The following is a 15198-nucleotide window of genomic DNA, read 5'->3' on the forward strand; positions in this document are numbered from 1 at the left end:
ACCCCTGTGGCGCGGGAGAGTCGCGGTGTGATCGAAGTCTGCGAACTGACCAAGCGCTTCGGGTCGGCCACGGCCGTCGACGCGCTCTCCTTCCACGTGCGGCCCGGACGCGTGACCGGCTTCCTGGGGCCGAACGGGGCGGGCAAGTCCACCACGATGCGCATGATGCTGGACCTGGACCGGCCGTCGGGCGGCCACGTCCGCGTCTGCGGCAAGCCCTACCGACGGCTGCGCGACCCGCTGCGCACCGTGGGCGCCCTGCTGGACGCCGGTGCGGTGCACGGCGGCCGGACGGCCCGCGCCCATCTGCGCTGGCTGGCCCGGAGCAACCGGATAGCGGAGCGCAGGGTGGACGAGGTCGTGGAGCGGACCGGTCTGACGTCCGTGGCGGACCGGCGGGCGGGAACGTTCTCGCTGGGCATGTCCCAGCGGCTGGGGATCGCCGCCGCGCTGCTCGGCGACCCCGCCGTGCTCCTGCTCGACGAGCCGGTCAACGGGCTGGATCCGGAGGGCATCCTGTGGATCCGCCGACTGATGCGGGAGCTGGCGGCCGAGGGGCGGACGGTCCTGGTCTCCAGCCATCTGATGAGCGAGGCGGCGCAGACCGTGGACCACCTGGTCGTCATCGGGCGGGGCCGGCTGCTCGCGGACTCCGGCACGGCCGAGTTCCTCGACCGCCACGCACGCCCGCGCGTCCATGTGCGTACGCCGGAGCCGGAGCGGCTGCGCGCCGTGCTCGCCGGAGCGGGGATACGGACGGGAGTGGGGGACGACGGGACGCTGGAGGCGGCGGACACCGGCCCGGAGCGGATCGGTGAACTCGTCGCGGCGCACGGCCTGACCGTGCACGAGGTGACGCGGCGCACGGGCTCGCTGGAGGAGGCGTTCATGCGGCTCACCGGGGAGGCCGTGGAGTTCCGGAGCGGCGGGGACAGCATGCGGAGAGGAGGACGATGAGCGGGGTGGGCTTCGCGCGGGCCGTCGTGGGTGCCGAGTGGCTCAAGATCAGGAGCGTGCGGTCGAGTCTCTGGTCGCTCGGCCTGGCCTTCGCCCTGAGCTCCGGTCTCGGCACACTGATCGCGCTCAACTTCCGTTCCCACATCGACCGCGTGCAGAACTTCGACCCGGTGTTCGCCGGGCTGATCAGCCTGATGCTGGGGCAGCTCGCCCTGGTGGCGTTCGGGGTGCTCCTGATCGGCTCCGAGTACGGGTCGGGGACGATACGGGCTTCGCTGGCGGCCGTTCCCCGGCGTGGGGCCTTCTTCGGCGGCAAGGTGCTGGTCTGCGTGCTGACGGCTTTCCCGGTCGCGGTCGTCACGGTGGCGGTCACGTTCGCAGCGACGCAGAAGGCACTCGGGCCGTACGGGACGACGGCGGGCGCGGACGGGGTGCTGCCCGGACTCGTGGGCGCGTGTGTCTACTTGACGCTGATATGCGTGTTCGCCCTGGGTGTCGCGACCGCGCTGCGCAGCTCCGCGCTCGCACTGGGCATCCTGCTCCCCCTGCTGTTCCTCGGCTCGCAGGGCCTGGGCAATGTGCCGAAGCTCAAGACGGTCCTCCAATTCCTTCCGGACCAGGCCGGGATGGAGCTGATACGCCTGACCGGTCCGGGCGACGACCCGCAGTTCGCCCATGCCTACGGCCCCTGGGGCGCGCTGGCGATCCTGCTGGCGTGGACGGGCGCGGCCCTCGTCGGCGGGTACCTGAGACTGACCCGTCAGGACGCCTGACCACTCAGGCCGCACACTCCGCGCGCGGCCAGCCAGCGCGTCAGCTCCTCGGCGCGCGGCAGCGGGTACTGGCCGCCCCACGCGGCCCGGTCCAGGCCGCTACCGAAGTGCAGGGTGAGCACGTCGAGGACCCGTTCCGAGGCACCGCGCAGGACGAAGCGAAGGTCACCCCAGCACATGCAGAGGAAGGCGGGCGCGTCGAGATCGACCTCCAACAGCACGGCCAGTTCCCCAAGTTCGGCGGACTCGCGGATGACGGTGACAGGGGTGCCGTCACCGCCCGCCGACGGAACGGGCCCCACCACGACGGACCGCACGTCGCCCCAGCCAACAGGATCGGGACCCTGCGGAGCCCCCAAGGACTCCGGATCACCCGGCGCCTCCGGCAACGCCGAGGGCTCCGCCGGCTGCAGCATGTCCGAGAACTCCGGGTCTTCCAGCGCCTCTGGGGCCTCAGGGACTCCTAGAACCTCTGGGGCCTCTGGGGCCTTTGGGGCCTTTGGGGCCTTTGGCAGCTTCAGGGCCACCGAGCTCTCCGAGCCCTTCCGGGGCTCGGACGTCTGCGCCATGCCGGGCGACTCCGGGGCCACCGGGGCCACCGGGGCCACCGGGGCCACCGGCAGCGTCGCGACCACCGCGCCCTCCGAGTCCTCCCAGGGCTCCGACAGCTGCGCCGTACCGGGCGACTCCAAGTCCCCCGGAGCCACCGGCACCTTCGCGACCACCGAACCCACCGAGTCCTCCCAGACCTCCGACAACTGCGCCGTGCCAGGCGACTCCGGATCATCCGGCACCACTGGCGACTCGGGGGCCGCCGGACCCTCCGGGGTCACCGGTAGCTTCGCGGCCACCGCGCCCACCGAGCCCTCCCAGGCCTCCGACAGCTGCGCCGTACCGGGCGACTCCAGGTCCCCCGGAGCCACCGGCAGCTTCGCAGCCACCGAACTCTCCGACAGTTCGGACGACTTCAGCACCCCCGGCCACCCCGTCCACCCCGGCGCACCGGGACGGAGCCCTGGCGCGCCCCCGGGCTCGGGCGTCCCCGACGCCCCCGGCCCCGTGGCGGCCACGTCAGGCTCCTGCCCCGGTGCGGCGGGCCGTTGTCTCCCTGACGGTGAGGCGGTGGCTGAGAACCGTCGTCGCGGTGCGCTCGCTCCCGGCATCAGCGTCGGCGTCGGGGCTGTCGGAGCCGTCCGGACCGCCAGCGCCCGTGGCGGCGGTGGCGGCGGCACGAGGTGCTGGGCGCGACGACGCGTCGATGATGTGGCGGGCGGCGAGGGAGCCCATCTCGTAGAGCGGGAGGCTCACCGTCGTCAGGCCGACGAACTCGGCGAGTCGCAGGTCGTCCATGCCGGCGACGGAGACCTCGCCCGGCACGTCGACGCGGGCCTGGCGCAGGGCGCTGAGGGCGCCGACGGCGACCTCGTCGTTGGCGCCGATGAGGGCGTCGGGGAGCGGGGGGCGGGCGAGGAGACGGAGGGTGGCGGCGCGCCCGGCCTCGTAGTCGAAGCCGCCGGGGAGGCACTGCGCGGAGTCCTCCAGCCCGGCCTCGCGCATCCGGGCGAGGAAGCCCTCGCGGCGGTGGCGGGTGACGGTCATCCCCGTCGGGCCCTCGATAAAAGCGATGCGGCGGTGGCCGAGGGAGACGAGGTGGTCGGCGATCTGGTGGGCGACGGCCCGGTTGTCGACCACGACGGAGGGGCAGCCGAGGTCGCGGACGGCGAGCGAGACGGCGTGGACGCCCTGTTCGCGGGCGCGGCGGACCGCGTCGACCAGGTCGGGCGTGCGCGAGTCGTCGACGTAGCCGCTGCCCGCGAAGACGACACCGGCGGCGCGGTAGTCGCGCATCGCCTGGAGGCGCTCTATCTCGGTGCCGGTGCGGCGGTCGACGTTGGAGAGCATGGTGACGTAACCGGCGCGTGAGGCCACGTCGTCCACGCCACGGGCGATCACGGAGAAGTACGGGTTGTCGATGTCGCTGACCAGGACGCCGACGAGGCGGCTGTGGGGCGAGACCATGGCACGGGCCACGGCGCTCGGCGAATAGTCCAGCTTCTCGGCGGCCGCGATCACCCTGGCGCGGGTCCGCGCCGAGATCGGGTGGTCGGATCCGCTGAGCACACGGGACGCGGTGGACACGGCCACCCCGGCCGCGCGGGCGACTTCCACCAGTGAACTCACGGTCACCCTCCACGACATGAGACCGAAGACCAGACCAGATCGGTCCAGACCAGATCGACCCGGACCCGACCCGACCCGACCCGACGGAAAACGTTTGCCTTTCGCGTCGCCCAAGATGGCACATACGCAGGGACTTTCGCAATCCGTGCACCCAACACACCCCGCCCCTACCTGCATTGAGCACTTGACGGTTCCGCCTTCGGGATGGCTAGCATCCCGGGAAGGCATACGTTTGCCTAACCGGTGACCTCGGGAAACCGGAGCAGCGTGAAGGGGGAAGCCATGCACACCCGGACCAGGGCCAGGCCCAGTCCCAGTTCCAGTCCCAGTTCCAGTCCCAATTCCGGTCACAGCCCCGGGAACGCCCGCACGGCGTGGGCTCGTACGAAACGGATCGTGGTCGCGGCAGCGTTATGCGCCGTGACCGCCGCGGCCGCCGCCTGCGGGGGCGGCGCGGGCACCGAGAAGCGGGCGGACGGGAAGCTCGCGTTCACGGTGGCGGTCATCGAGCCGGACCTCACGACCGTGCCGGTCCTCGCCGCCGCCGACGCGCTCCGCCGCCGGGGCCACGACGTGAAGATCGTGGAGCTGGCCGAGCCGGAGCTCGCCATCGAGGGCCTGGCCCAGGGGGACTACGCGATCTCGGCCGAGGCCACGGGCCCGGCGCTCAGCGCCGTCGAGCAGGGCGCGCCCATCAAGATCATCGCCGATGTCGTCGGTAACCAGTGGGCCCTCTACGGCAGGAAGGGCGTCTCGTCCTGCGACGAGCTGGGCGGACGCCCGTTCGGCATCTTCAGCGAGGGCGCGGTCGCCACGGCCATCGCCAAGGACTGGGTGCGCGCCTCCTGCGACGGGGGCGAGCATCCCGACTACCTGACGATCGGCGGCTCCGACGTCCGCGCCCAGGCCCTCGTCTCGGGCGAGATCGACGCGACGCCGCTGGAGGTCTCCGACGCGGTCGCCCTGGAGTCGTCCCGGGCGCCCGGCGCCGCGCGCCTCACCAAGGTCGCCGACTTCGCGAAGACGCTGCCGGACCTGCACCCGCAGACCGTGTACGCGAACGCGGACTTCCTCGGCGACCACCGGGGCGTGGCACAGGAGTTCGTGACCGCGCTCGTCCGCGAGCACGCCAGGATCAACGCCCGCCCGCAGCGGCTGGTCGAACTGGCGCGCACGCACCTCCCGGAGGAGGACGAGGGCGACGTGGCGCGCGTGGCCGAGCGGTACCGCGACGCGCGTCTCTTCGACGCCGCCGCGCTCACCCCGCGCAACGTCCAGGGAACCATCGATTTCTTCGCCCGCGCCGGGGTGATCGGCCAGGGCGTACGCGCGAAGGACGCGGCCGATCTCAGCTTCATCCGCGCGGCGTCCAACGCGGCCAAGGGGGCGTCATGACCTCGGTGTCCACGTCCCCCGGAACCCGTTCGCCACGTACGCGCCCGCTCCGCCGCCCGCTCCGCCGCCGGCTGCGCCGCCCGCTGCGCGACGCGAGCTTCCCGTACCAGCTGCTCACCTTCGCGCTCTTCGCCGCCGCGTGGGAGCTCTACGCCCGCGCGCGGGGCGGTCTGCTGCTGCCCGGCTTCGGCGAGACCGTACGGGCCACGGTCGTCCTGCTCGGCGACGGGGAGCTGTGGCGGGCCCTGTTCGTGAGCAACCAGGCTCTCGTCCTGGGCTTCGGCATCGCGCTCGGCGTCGGCATCCCGGCGGGGATCCTGCTGGGCCGGTTCCGGACGCTGGAGCGGTACACGGACGTCCACCTCAACATCCTGCTGGTCACGCCGATGGCCGCGATCATTCCGCTGCTGGTGATGTGGGCGGGGGTCGGTCTGGCCTCGCGGGTGGCGCTCGTGGCGCTCTTCTCCGTGATGATGGTGATCGTGAACAGCCGTGCGGGCGTGCGGCAGGTGGATCCGTCGCTGATCGAGATGGCACGGTCGTTCGGCGCCTCCGAGCGGCGCGTCTGGACGCGGATCCTGCTGCCCGGCGCCCTGCCCGCGGTCATGACGGGTGTACGGCTCGGCCTCGGCCGCGCGGTCACCGGCATGGTCCTCGTCGAGCTGCTCATGGTCTCCGACGGGCTGGGCGGCCTCATCCTCACCTACCGCGGACTGCTCAAGGCGCCGCCACTCTACGGCACGATCGCGATCGTGCTGGCGGAGGCGCTGCTGCTGATCTCCCTGGCGCGGCTGGCCGAGAACCGGCTGACGCGCTGGGCCCGTACGACGGACCAAGCCCGTACGACGGACCAAGCCCGTACGCACACGGCGAGGAGCCCCAAGTGATCACCCTGCGCGGAGTGAGCAAGAGCTTCACCGGACAGGACGGTTCGACCGTCGAGGCGCTGCGGGACGTGGGGCTGGAGGTGGGGGAGAACGAGTTCCTGACGGTGCTCGGGCCCAGCGGCTGCGGCAAGACGACCCTCCTGAAGTCCGTCGCCGGGCTGGTGCCCTGGGACGAGGGCGAGATCCTCGTGGACGGCGCCCCGGTGCGCGGCCCCGGCCCCGAACGCAGCGTGGTCTTCCAGAACTTCGCGCTGCTGCCGTGGGCGACCGTGCTGGACAACGTCGCGTTCGGCCTGCGGATGCGCGGCGTCGGCCGCGCCGAGCGCGAGGAGAGGGCCCGGGCGCTGATCGCCACGGTGGGCCTGGCGGGCTTCGAGGGGAAGCTGCCGGGCGAGCTCTCCGGCGGCATGCAGCAGCGCGTGGGCCTGGCGCGCGCGCTGGCCGTACGGCCGCGGGTGCTGCTGATGGACGAGCCGTTCGGCGCGGTGGACGAGCAGACGCGGCGGCTCCTCCAGGAAGAGCTGCTGGCCCTGTGGGAGGAGCACCGGCTGACCGTCGTGTTCATCACGCACAGCATGGAGGAGGCGGTGCTGCTCGGGGACCGGGTGGTGCTGATGAGCGCCCGCCCGGGACGGGTCGCCGAGATCGTGCCGGTGAACCTGCCGCGCCCGCGCTCCCGGGACGTGGGCGGCCTCGGCCGCTCGGGCGAGTACGCGGAGATCACCGCGTATCTGTGGGACCGGCTCCGCGCCATGCACACGGAGCACCGCCCGGCGGACGGCGCGGAGGTGTCCGTATGAGTACGGCGCACGGCACCCTCTCCTTGCGCCCCGTCCTCCGCCGCGTCCCCGCCACGCCCGTGAGCCTCGCGCTGGCCGCCGCCGGGTGGGAGGTGGTCGGGCGGACGGCGGACGTGGCGTTCTTCCCGCCGCTGAGCACGGTGTTGGACCGGCTCGTCACCATGACGAGGGAGGGGCTGATCTTCGGCAGTCTCCGCGACAGCCTGGTCAATCTGCTGCTGGGCCTGGTCATCTCGCTCGTCGCCGGGCTCGCCGTCGGCACCGCCATGGGCCGCTGGCGCAAGGTCGAGGCGGCGCTCGGGGTCTACGTCTCGGCGCTGCTGACCGCCCCGTCACTGGTGTTCGCGCCGGTGTTCTTCTCGCTGTTCGGCGCGGGGCGGGCCGCGATCGTGGCGGTGATCGTGATGTACGCGGTGTTCGTGGTCGTCATCAACACGGCCTCCGCGATCCGTTCCGTACCGCCGCACCTGGTGGAGATGGCGCGTTCGTACGGGGCGGGCGAACGGCAGGTGCTGCTGCGGGTGGTGCTGCCCGCGGCAGCCCCACTGATCATGGCCGGGGTCCGGCTCGGCGTCGGCCGCGCGGTCACCGGAATGATCAACGGCGAGATGTTCATCGCCGTGGTCGGCCTGGGCCATCTCGTCACCGAGGCGGGCGGACGGTTCGACGGGGCGAGCGTGCTGGCCGTGCTGCTCGTCGTGATCGCCGTCGCGCTCGCCGCGCTCGCGCTCGTCCAGGCAGTCGACCGCAGGATCACCCGCTGGGTTCCGAAGACATCGAGGGGGAACGGAGACCGATGAACACCACGAACGGAACCGCCACCGGCACGACGGACGGGCTGAAGGTCGACGCGTACAGCCACATCCTGCCCGCGCGCTACTTCGCACGGATGCGCGAGCTGGTCGTCGACGCGGGCGCGCTCAAGCGCTGGCTGGAGCTGGACGCGCTGCACGACCTGGACGCGCGGCTGCGGATGATGGACGACTTCGGCGACGGCTATCAGCAGGTGCTCACGCTCTCCTCCCCTCCCCCGGAACTCCTCGCGGGGCCCGCCGACTCACCGGCGCTGGCGCGGCTGGCCAACGAGTCGATGCGCGAGCTGTGCGACCGGCACCCGGACAGGTTCCCGGCGTTCGTCGCGTCCCTGCCGATGAACAACCCGGACGCGGCCCTCGCCGAACTCGCCTTCGCCGTCGACGACCTCGGCGCGCGCGGCGTGCAGGTCTTCACGAACGTGGGCGGGAAGCCGCTGGACGACCCGGCGTTCGAGGGCGTGTTCGCGGAGATGTGGCGCCGGGACCTGCCCGTCTGGATGCACCCGGCGCGCGGCGCCTCCTTCGCCGACTACGCGACGGAGGACCGCTCGCGCTACGAGATCTGGTGGGCGCTGGGCTGGCCGTACGAGACGAGCGTCGCGATGGCCCGGCTGGTCTTCTCCGGGCTGCTCGAACGGTATCCCGGCATCAAGATCATCACCCATCACATGGGCGCCATGATCCCGTACCTGGAGGGCCGGATCGGGCTGGGCTGGGGGCCGCAGCTCGGCAGCCGTACCTCGGGCGAGGACTACGAGCGGCTGCGCGACGCGCCGCTCCCGCATCCGCCGCTGGAGTACTTCCGCCGCTTCCACGCCGACACCGCGCTCTCGGGCTCGTCCCTCGGCACCCGCTGCGGCCTGGACTTCTTCGGCGCCGAGCGCGTGCTGTTCGGCACGGACTGCCCGTTCGACCCGGAGGGCGGCCCGGCGTACGTCCGCGAGACGATCCGCGTCCTCGACGGCCTCGGCCTCACGGACGCCGACCGCGCGCGGATCTACCACGGCAACATCCACCGCCTGATGCGCCTGCCCGACCCGTCCCCCGCGTAGCCGCTGACCCGGCCCTTCCGTCACCCGTCCAGGCGGTGGCGGAGGGGCGGGCGGCCTGTCTGCCCGGTGGCGGGGCACCCGGCTGCCAGGGTGCCCCGCGGGGCGGACGGGACACCGGTGCGCGACGGACGCAGGAGGAGAGCACGTGCAGATCGGCTACAAGCTGGCCACCGAGCAGTACGGACCGAACGAGCTGATCCGGCAGGCGCGGAAGGCGGAGGCGGCCGGGTTCGACTTCGTGGAGATGAGCGACCACTTCCACCCCTGGCTCGACAAGCAGGGGCACTCGCCGTTCACCTGGACGCTGTTCGGGGCCATCGCCGCCAGGACAGACCGGATCGGGTTGGTGACGGGCGTGACCTGCCCGACCGTCCGCTACCACCCGGCGGTCATCGCGCAGGCCGCGGCGACCCTCGCGCTGGTCTCGGACGGCCGCTTCGTGCTGGGCGTCGGCTCGGGCGAGCGCCTCAACGAGCATGTGGTCGGGCGCGGTTTCCCGGCCGTCCACGAGCGGCACGCGATGCTGCGGGAGGCGCTGGAGATCATCCGGCTGCTGTGGCGCGGCGGCTACCGCTCGTACGACGGCAGGTATCTGCGGCTGGAGGACGCCCGCGTCTTCGACCTGCCCGACGAGGCGCCGCTGATCTCCGTCGCGGCGAGCGGCGGGCCCTCGGCGCGGATCGCCGCCGAGCTGGGCGACTCGCTCTTCACAACGGAGGACGAGCCGGAGATCGTCCGCCACTACCGCGAGGCGGGCGGCGCGGGGCCACGGTACGCGGAGGTCCCGGTGGCGTGGGCGCCGGACGAGGAGACGGCGGCGCGTACGGCGCTGGAGTACTTCCCGTGGGCCCTGACCGGCTGGAAGGTCATGAGCGAGCTGCCCAACCCGGTCAACTTCGCCGCCGCGACGGCGACGGTGCGCGAGGAGGACATCCGCGCGCGGTTCGCCTGCGGCCCGGACCCCGAGGCGTACGTCGCGCACGCGCGCGGCTTCGCGGAGGCGGGGTACGACCGTCTCGTCCTGATGAACGCGGGCCCCGACCCGGACGGCTTCCTCGACTTCTACGCGGGCGAACTCGACGGCCCGATGCGCGAGTTGACCGCGCTCTGAGCTCTGAGCCGGAACTGACGACGCCCCGTGCCCCGACTTCGCCGCCGCCTCCGCCCCTTCTCCGCCGTCGCGCTGGCGTGCGCCGCCGTGCTGTCCGCCGGGGTCGCCGACACCGTTGCTGACGTCGACGCCGACACCGCAGCCGACACCGCCGCCGACGCCGACACCGACGTGCTGTTCCTCGGCGCTCATCCCGACGACGAGTACCAGTCGCTGGCGACGTTCGGGCAGTGGCGGCAGCGCGACGGGCTGCGGACCGCCGTCGCGACGGTCACGCGCGGCGAGGGCGGGGGCAACGCCGTGGGCCCCCAGGAGGGCCGGGCGCTGGGGCTCGTCCGGGAGCGCGAGGAGCGCGCGGCGGTCGCGCGCGCCGGGATCGGGCGCGTCCACTACTTCGGCAAGCCCGACTCCTGGTACACGCTCTCCGCGCCGCTGGTGGCCCGGCTGTGGAACCACGACGACGCCCTCTCCCGCGCCGTCCGCCTCGTCCGGGCCACGCGGCCCGAGACGGTGGTGACGATGGAACCGCGCCCGTTCGACAACCACGGGGCGCACCAGGAGGCGGCGCGGCTGGCCGTCGAAGCGTTCCGGCTGGCGGGCGATCCGCGCGCGTTCCCCGAGCAGCTCACGGCGGAGGGCGGCCTCGACCCCTGGCGCCCGCGCACACTCCTCGCCCAGCACTGGCTGTACGAGGGGCCTGTGGGCCCCCGGTGCGCGGATCCCGGCGTGCGGGGCGAGCGGGGCGAACGGCGGGACCCGCGCAGCGGACTGCCGGTGACCGGCGTGTGGACGGGCACGTGGGCACGCCGGAGCCCGGACGGCGGGCGTACGACCTGGGCGCAGGTCGAGCGCGACGCGGCCCGCGCGTACCGCACCCAGGGCTTCGGCGCACTCGATCCCGTGGTGCGGACGCCGCGCGAGCGGCTGCCGTGCGAGTGGTTCACGGTGCTGGCGCGGGACGGCGCGCCGGTACGCGCAACCGTGCGCCCGCAGCGCGGACTACGCCCTCTCTACCGGGAGTTCCGGGACTGGGCGGCACGCCAGGGCATGCCCTGGCTGGCGAACGGAGCCCAGCCGCGCTATCCCGCGCCGCCCTCGGCCGTACTCCCCCGGGCCGCGCGCGAGCCGGGGACGGACGGCCGCGCGGGCGAGGGCGAGTACGCGGGGGCGCCGCGCATTCGGCTGGGCCACTGGCAGGGCAGCGGCCGCTGCCGCGCGGCGCGGGACTGCGCGGGCACGGTGCGCGCGGTGCGGTACGCAGGTGCGCTGCACGTGCTCTTCGACGTCACCGACGACAAACGCGGTGCGGCGCTGGCCCGTTCGGACTGCGCGCGGCACTGGCGGACCGACGCGGTGGAGATCGCGCTCGACCCGCGCGGCACGGCCGACGACACCGCGACGACGCTGAAGCTGGCCGTGCTGCCCTTCACCTCGGACAGCCCCCACGGTTCCGGACCGCCGTGCGCCGCGCGCGACGCCGACCACCGGCAGGGCCCGGCCCGTACGACGGCGCCCGGCGTACGGGTGGCCTCCCGCGTGAGCGCCCCGTACCGGGGCTACACGGTCGAGGTACGGATCCCGCTCCGGGTGCTCCCGGCCCCCGTCGACCCGGACCGCGTACGGGCCAACTTCCTGCTGTACGACTCCGACACCCGGGACCGGACGGGGCAGGTACGGCTCGCCTGGTCGGCGTTCGGCAGCGCGCAGGCCGACCCGTACGCGTGGGGCCGCGTACGGCTCGCGGACGCCTTGTAAAGCGGAACAGCGTTCCGTATATTTCTGAGCGTAAGCGGAACAACGTTCCGGCTACCGTACCGTCCGTCGTGCCCGTCGAGGAGACCCCATGCCCGATTCCACTCCCGCCCCCGCCCCCACTCCTACCCCCAATCCCGCCCCCGTCATATCCGTACGCCCCGTGGTGCTGCCCGCGCCCGGCCGCGGCGAGGATCTGCGGGTCCGCGTCTCGGCGCCGGTGACCGGCGACGCGCTGCCCGCCGTCGTCTTCTCCCACGGCTTCGGCGAGTCGATGGACGGCTACGCCCCGCTGGTCGACTTCTGGACCGTGCACGGCTTCGCGGTCGTCCAGCCGACCCACCTCGACTCCCGGACACTGGCCGTCTCCCCGGAGGACGCCCGCTACCCCGCGATCTGGCGCATCAGGGCCGAGGACCTGACGCGGGTGCTCGACCACCTGGACGACCTGGAGGCGGCCGTTCCCGGCCTCGCCGGGCGGCTCGACCACGGCCGCGTCGCGGCGGCGGGGCACTCCTGGGGCGCCCAGACGGTCAGCATGCTGCTGGGCGCGCGGGTCCTCGACGCCGACGGCGCCCCGGGCGAGGACAGGTCCGATCCGCGGATCAAGGCCGGTGTGCTCCTCGCCGCACCCGGTACGGGCGGCGCCGACCTGACGCCGTTCGCCGCCGAGAACCTCCCCTTCATGCACCCGGACTTCACGGGCATGACCACGCCGTCGCTGGTGGTCGCCGGGGACAAGGACGACTCCCCGCTGACGCACCGGGGCCCCGAGTGGTTCACGGACGCCTACACCCTCGCGCCCGGCGCCAAGAGCCTGCTCACCCTGTTCGGCGCCGAGCACTCGCTCGGCGGGATCCCTGGATACACGGTCACCGAGACGACGGACGAGAGCCCGGAACGCGTCGCCCTGGTACGGCGGCTGACCTGGGCGTTCCTCCGCAGCGCGCTGTACCCCGCGGACACCTCGTGGTCCGAGGCCGAGGACGGACTCGCCCGGGCCGCCGCCCCCTTGGGCCGTACCGCGTCCAAGTGACCGTCGGGAAGGAGAGAACGACCATGCCGAGCTTCGGCATCATGACCCCGCCCATGCAGGTCGGCTACCGCGACATCCTGCGGGTCTGGCGGGAGGCGGACACCGTCCCCGAGATCGAGCACGCATGGCTGTTCGACCACCTCATGCCGATCGGCGGCGACCCGGACGGACCGGCGCACGAGGGCTGGACGCTGCTCGCGGCGCTCGCGGCGCAGACCAGGCGGCTCCGCCTCGGCCTGCTCGTGACGAGCAACCGTTTCCGGCCGCCCGCGGTGCTGGCCAGGATCGCCGCGACCGTCGACGTCGTCGCCGACGGGCGGCTCGACTTCGGCATCGGCGCGGGCTCACGCCCCGACCACCCGCTGGCCCGGCGCGAGTACGAGGCGCACGGCCTGCCGTACCACGGCTTCGCGCGGTCGGTGAGCGACCTCGCGGAGTCGTGCGCGGTGATCCGGCGGCTGTGGACGGAGGAAGAGCCGTTCGACTTCGAGGGCGAGCGCGTGCGGCTCACCGGCGCGTTCTGCAACCCCAAGCCGGTCCAGCGCCCCGGCCCGCCGGTCCTGATCGGCGGACGTTCCTCGGCGGTGCTGCGCGTCGTCGCGGAGCACGCGGACATCTGGAACATCCCCGGCGGGGACCTCGCGGACGCGATCGCCAGGAGCGCCCTGCTGGACCGGTACTGCGCGGAGACCGGCCGCGATCCGGCCTCGATCACCCGCTCGATCCATCTGCCCGTCTCCTACGAGCGCCCCGAGGACACCCGGGAGGCGATCGGCGAAGCGGTTGCCGCCGGTTTCGGGCACGTCGTCCTGGGGCTGCCCGCGCCGTACCCGGAGGGCGTCGCACGGTGGGTCGCCGACGAACTGGTCAGCCGCGCTGAACCGGTCAGCCGCGCTCGACGGCCTTCCGCGATCTCCTGATGCTGAGGCGGTGCCAGGCGATCTTCACGAGCGAGGAGACCGCGCTGAGGAGCGCCGCGAAAAGAGTGAAGGGCAGCAGCTTCCCGCTGCCGCCTCCGGTGCCGCCACTGGCGTCGTCGTTGCTGCTCACAGCGTTGACTGTACATGCCATCGACCAGGTCGACGAAGTCGGCAAACGTTCCCGGCGTGGTGGCGGGTGGCGGGTGGCATGGGCGAGGTGGAAGCCGTCGATGTCGGCCTCCTCCATCCAGCGCTCCAGCTCGTCGGCGACCGCGAGGGCCTCGGCGCCGTCGGCGACCACATGGGTCATCGCGCGCTCCCCGCCCCCGCGGCGGCGAAGGGCACCTGGGCGGCCTGGGTGGCCTGCGCGGCCTGGGCAAACGTGTGCCCGCCGGTGGCCTCGTCACGGAACGGGTGGCGCCACAGGCCGCGCGCCTGGAGTCTCGGCAGCACGCCCTCGCCGAACCAGTACGCCTCCTCCAGGTGCGGGTAGCCGGAGAGCACGAACTCGTCGATGCCCAGCGCGTGGTACTCCGCGATCCGGTCCGCGACCTCGTCGTGGCTGCCGACCAGGGCCGTCCCGGCGCCGCCGCGCACCAGCCCGATCCCGGCCCACAGGTTGGGGTGGATCTCCAGGCCGTCGCGGTCGCCGCCGTGCAGGGCCAGCATCCGCTTCTGGCCCTCGGACTCGCTGCGGGCCAGGCCGTTCTGGACGGCGCGCACGGTCTCGGGGTCGAAGCCGTCCAGCAGCCGCCGTGCCTCGGCCCACGCCTGCTCGGCGGTGTCGCGGGTGATGACGTGCAAACGTATGCCGAAGCGGACCCGGCGCCCCTCCTGCTCCTCGGCCAGCGTCCGGATCCAGGCGATCTTCTCGGCGACGGCGGCGGGCGGTTCGCCCCAGGTGAGGTAGACGTCCGAGTGGCGCGCGGCGACGCCGCCCGCCGCGGGCGAGGAGCCCCCGAAGTAGATCTCGGGGCGCGGCTCCGGCACCCGTGCGAGCTGCGCCTCCTCGACCCGTACGTGCTTCCCGTCCAGGCTCACGCTCTCGCCGTCCCACAGCCGCCGTACGACGCCCAGGAACTCGTCCGTACGGGCGTAGCGCGCGTCCTTGTCGAGGAAGTCGCCGTATGCGCGCTGCTCGTGGCTCTCGCCGCCAGTGACGACGTTGATCAGCAGGCGTCCGCCGGTCCGGTTCTGGAAGGTGGCGGCCATCTGCGCGGCGAGGGTGGGCGAGACGGAGCCGGGGCGGAAGGCGACGAGGAACTTCAGCCGTTCGGTGCGCTGGCTGACCATGGCCGTGGTCAGCCAGGCGTCCTCGCACCAGGCGCCGGTCGGCGTGAGGGCGCCGGTGAAGCCGAGGTCCTCGGCCGCGGCGGCGATCTGCGAGAGGTAGGCGACGCTCGGCGGCCGGTGCAGGGCCGAGGCGGTGGCCGGGGTGCCGTGGCCGCCGCCGACGACGTGGCGGCTGTCGCCGTTGGTGGGCAGGAACCAGTGGAAGGTGAGGCTCACGGGCGTATGC

General features: G+C 73.3%; 15 protein-coding genes. 11 read left to right on the forward strand and 4 right to left on the reverse strand.

Annotation, left to right across the window (positions count from 1 at the left end; translation table 11 throughout):
• Window positions 1-27 precede the first annotated feature (27 nt).
• Window positions 28-957, forward strand: a complete 930-nt coding sequence (locus ACGF3A_RS35685; RefSeq protein WP_393734617.1) for an ABC transporter ATP-binding protein — start codon at window positions 28-30, stop codon at window positions 955-957.
• Window positions 954-1730 (forward strand): ABC transporter permease subunit, encoded by a 777-nt coding sequence (locus ACGF3A_RS35690; RefSeq protein WP_393734618.1) that lies wholly within the window; start codon window positions 954-956, stop codon window positions 1728-1730. The genes ACGF3A_RS35685 and ACGF3A_RS35690 overlap by 4 nt, the downstream gene beginning before the upstream one ends.
• Here ACGF3A_RS35690 and ACGF3A_RS35695 read toward each other — a convergent pair.
• Both ACGF3A_RS35695 and ACGF3A_RS35700 read right to left on the reverse strand, forming a co-directional pair.
• Entirely contained in the window at window positions 1718-2671 is a 954-nt protein-coding gene (locus ACGF3A_RS35695; protein ID WP_393734619.1) for a hypothetical protein, read from the reverse strand. The genes ACGF3A_RS35690 and ACGF3A_RS35695 overlap by 13 nt on opposite strands.
• Window positions 2672-2801: 130 nt before the next feature.
• Window positions 2802-3911 carry a LacI family DNA-binding transcriptional regulator gene (locus tag ACGF3A_RS35700; protein ID WP_393734620.1) on the reverse strand — a complete coding sequence of 370 codons (1110 nt, stop codon included), beginning with the start codon at window positions 3909-3911 and terminating at the stop codon, window positions 2802-2804.
• 420 nt (window positions 3912-4331) lie between these two features.
• Between ACGF3A_RS35700 and ACGF3A_RS35705 the strand changes: the two genes are divergently transcribed.
• The 9 genes from ACGF3A_RS35705 (at window position 4332) to ACGF3A_RS35745 (ending at window position 13679) form a co-directional block, all read left to right on the forward strand.
• Complete coding sequence (locus ACGF3A_RS35705) at window positions 4332-5306, forward strand: ABC transporter substrate-binding protein (RefSeq protein WP_393734621.1); 975 nt, start codon at window positions 4332-4334, stop codon at window positions 5304-5306.
• Complete coding sequence (locus tag ACGF3A_RS35710) at window positions 5303-6193, forward strand: ABC transporter permease (RefSeq protein ID WP_393734622.1); 891 nt, start codon at window positions 5303-5305, stop codon at window positions 6191-6193. Before ACGF3A_RS35705 ends, ACGF3A_RS35710 begins: the two co-directional genes overlap by 4 nt.
• Window positions 6190-6993, forward strand: coding sequence for an ABC transporter ATP-binding protein (locus ACGF3A_RS35715; RefSeq protein ID WP_393734623.1), 804 nt, complete (start codon window positions 6190-6192; stop codon window positions 6991-6993). Before ACGF3A_RS35710 ends, ACGF3A_RS35715 begins: the two co-directional genes overlap by 4 nt.
• Entirely contained in the window at window positions 6990-7793 is an 804-nt protein-coding gene (locus tag ACGF3A_RS35720; RefSeq protein ID WP_393734624.1) for an ABC transporter permease, read from the forward strand. The genes ACGF3A_RS35715 and ACGF3A_RS35720 overlap by 4 nt, the downstream gene beginning before the upstream one ends.
• Window positions 7790-8860, forward strand: coding sequence for an amidohydrolase family protein (locus ACGF3A_RS35725; RefSeq protein WP_393734625.1), 1071 nt, complete (start codon window positions 7790-7792; stop codon window positions 8858-8860). The genes ACGF3A_RS35720 and ACGF3A_RS35725 overlap by 4 nt, the downstream gene beginning before the upstream one ends.
• Window positions 8861-9005: 145 nt before the next feature.
• Window positions 9006-9971 (forward strand): TIGR03557 family F420-dependent LLM class oxidoreductase, encoded by a 966-nt coding sequence (locus ACGF3A_RS35730; RefSeq protein ID WP_393734626.1) that lies wholly within the window; start codon window positions 9006-9008, stop codon window positions 9969-9971.
• Between the two features lie 27 nt (window positions 9972-9998).
• Window positions 9999-11726: a sugar-binding protein gene (locus tag ACGF3A_RS35735; protein ID WP_393734627.1), complete on the forward strand. Its 1728-nt coding sequence runs from the start codon at window positions 9999-10001 to the stop codon at window positions 11724-11726.
• Window positions 11727-11814: 88 nt separating this feature from the next.
• A complete protein-coding gene (locus ACGF3A_RS35740; protein WP_393734628.1) occupies window positions 11815-12759 on the forward strand; it encodes an alpha/beta hydrolase family protein in 945 nt (314 codons plus the stop codon).
• Between the two features lie 23 nt (window positions 12760-12782).
• Window positions 12783-13679, forward strand: a complete 897-nt coding sequence (locus ACGF3A_RS35745) for an LLM class flavin-dependent oxidoreductase (RefSeq protein WP_393734629.1) — start codon at window positions 12783-12785, stop codon at window positions 13677-13679.
• Here ACGF3A_RS35745 and ACGF3A_RS35750 read toward each other — a convergent pair.
• The gene (locus ACGF3A_RS35750; protein ID WP_393734630.1) at window positions 13645-13989 is read right to left on the reverse strand and encodes a hypothetical protein; all 345 of its coding nucleotides are present in this window, start codon (window positions 13987-13989) and stop codon (window positions 13645-13647) included. The two genes, ACGF3A_RS35745 and ACGF3A_RS35750, sit on opposite strands and share 35 nt — an antisense overlap.
• Entirely contained in the window at window positions 13986-15188 is a 1203-nt protein-coding gene (locus ACGF3A_RS35755; protein ID WP_393734631.1) for an LLM class flavin-dependent oxidoreductase, read from the reverse strand. The genes ACGF3A_RS35750 and ACGF3A_RS35755 overlap by 4 nt, the downstream gene beginning before the upstream one ends.
• Window positions 15189-15198 lie beyond the last annotated feature (10 nt).

The organism is Streptomyces sp. NPDC048172, from assembly GCF_043202595.1.
Lineage (GTDB): Bacteria > Actinomycetota > Actinomycetes > Streptomycetales > Streptomycetaceae > Streptomyces.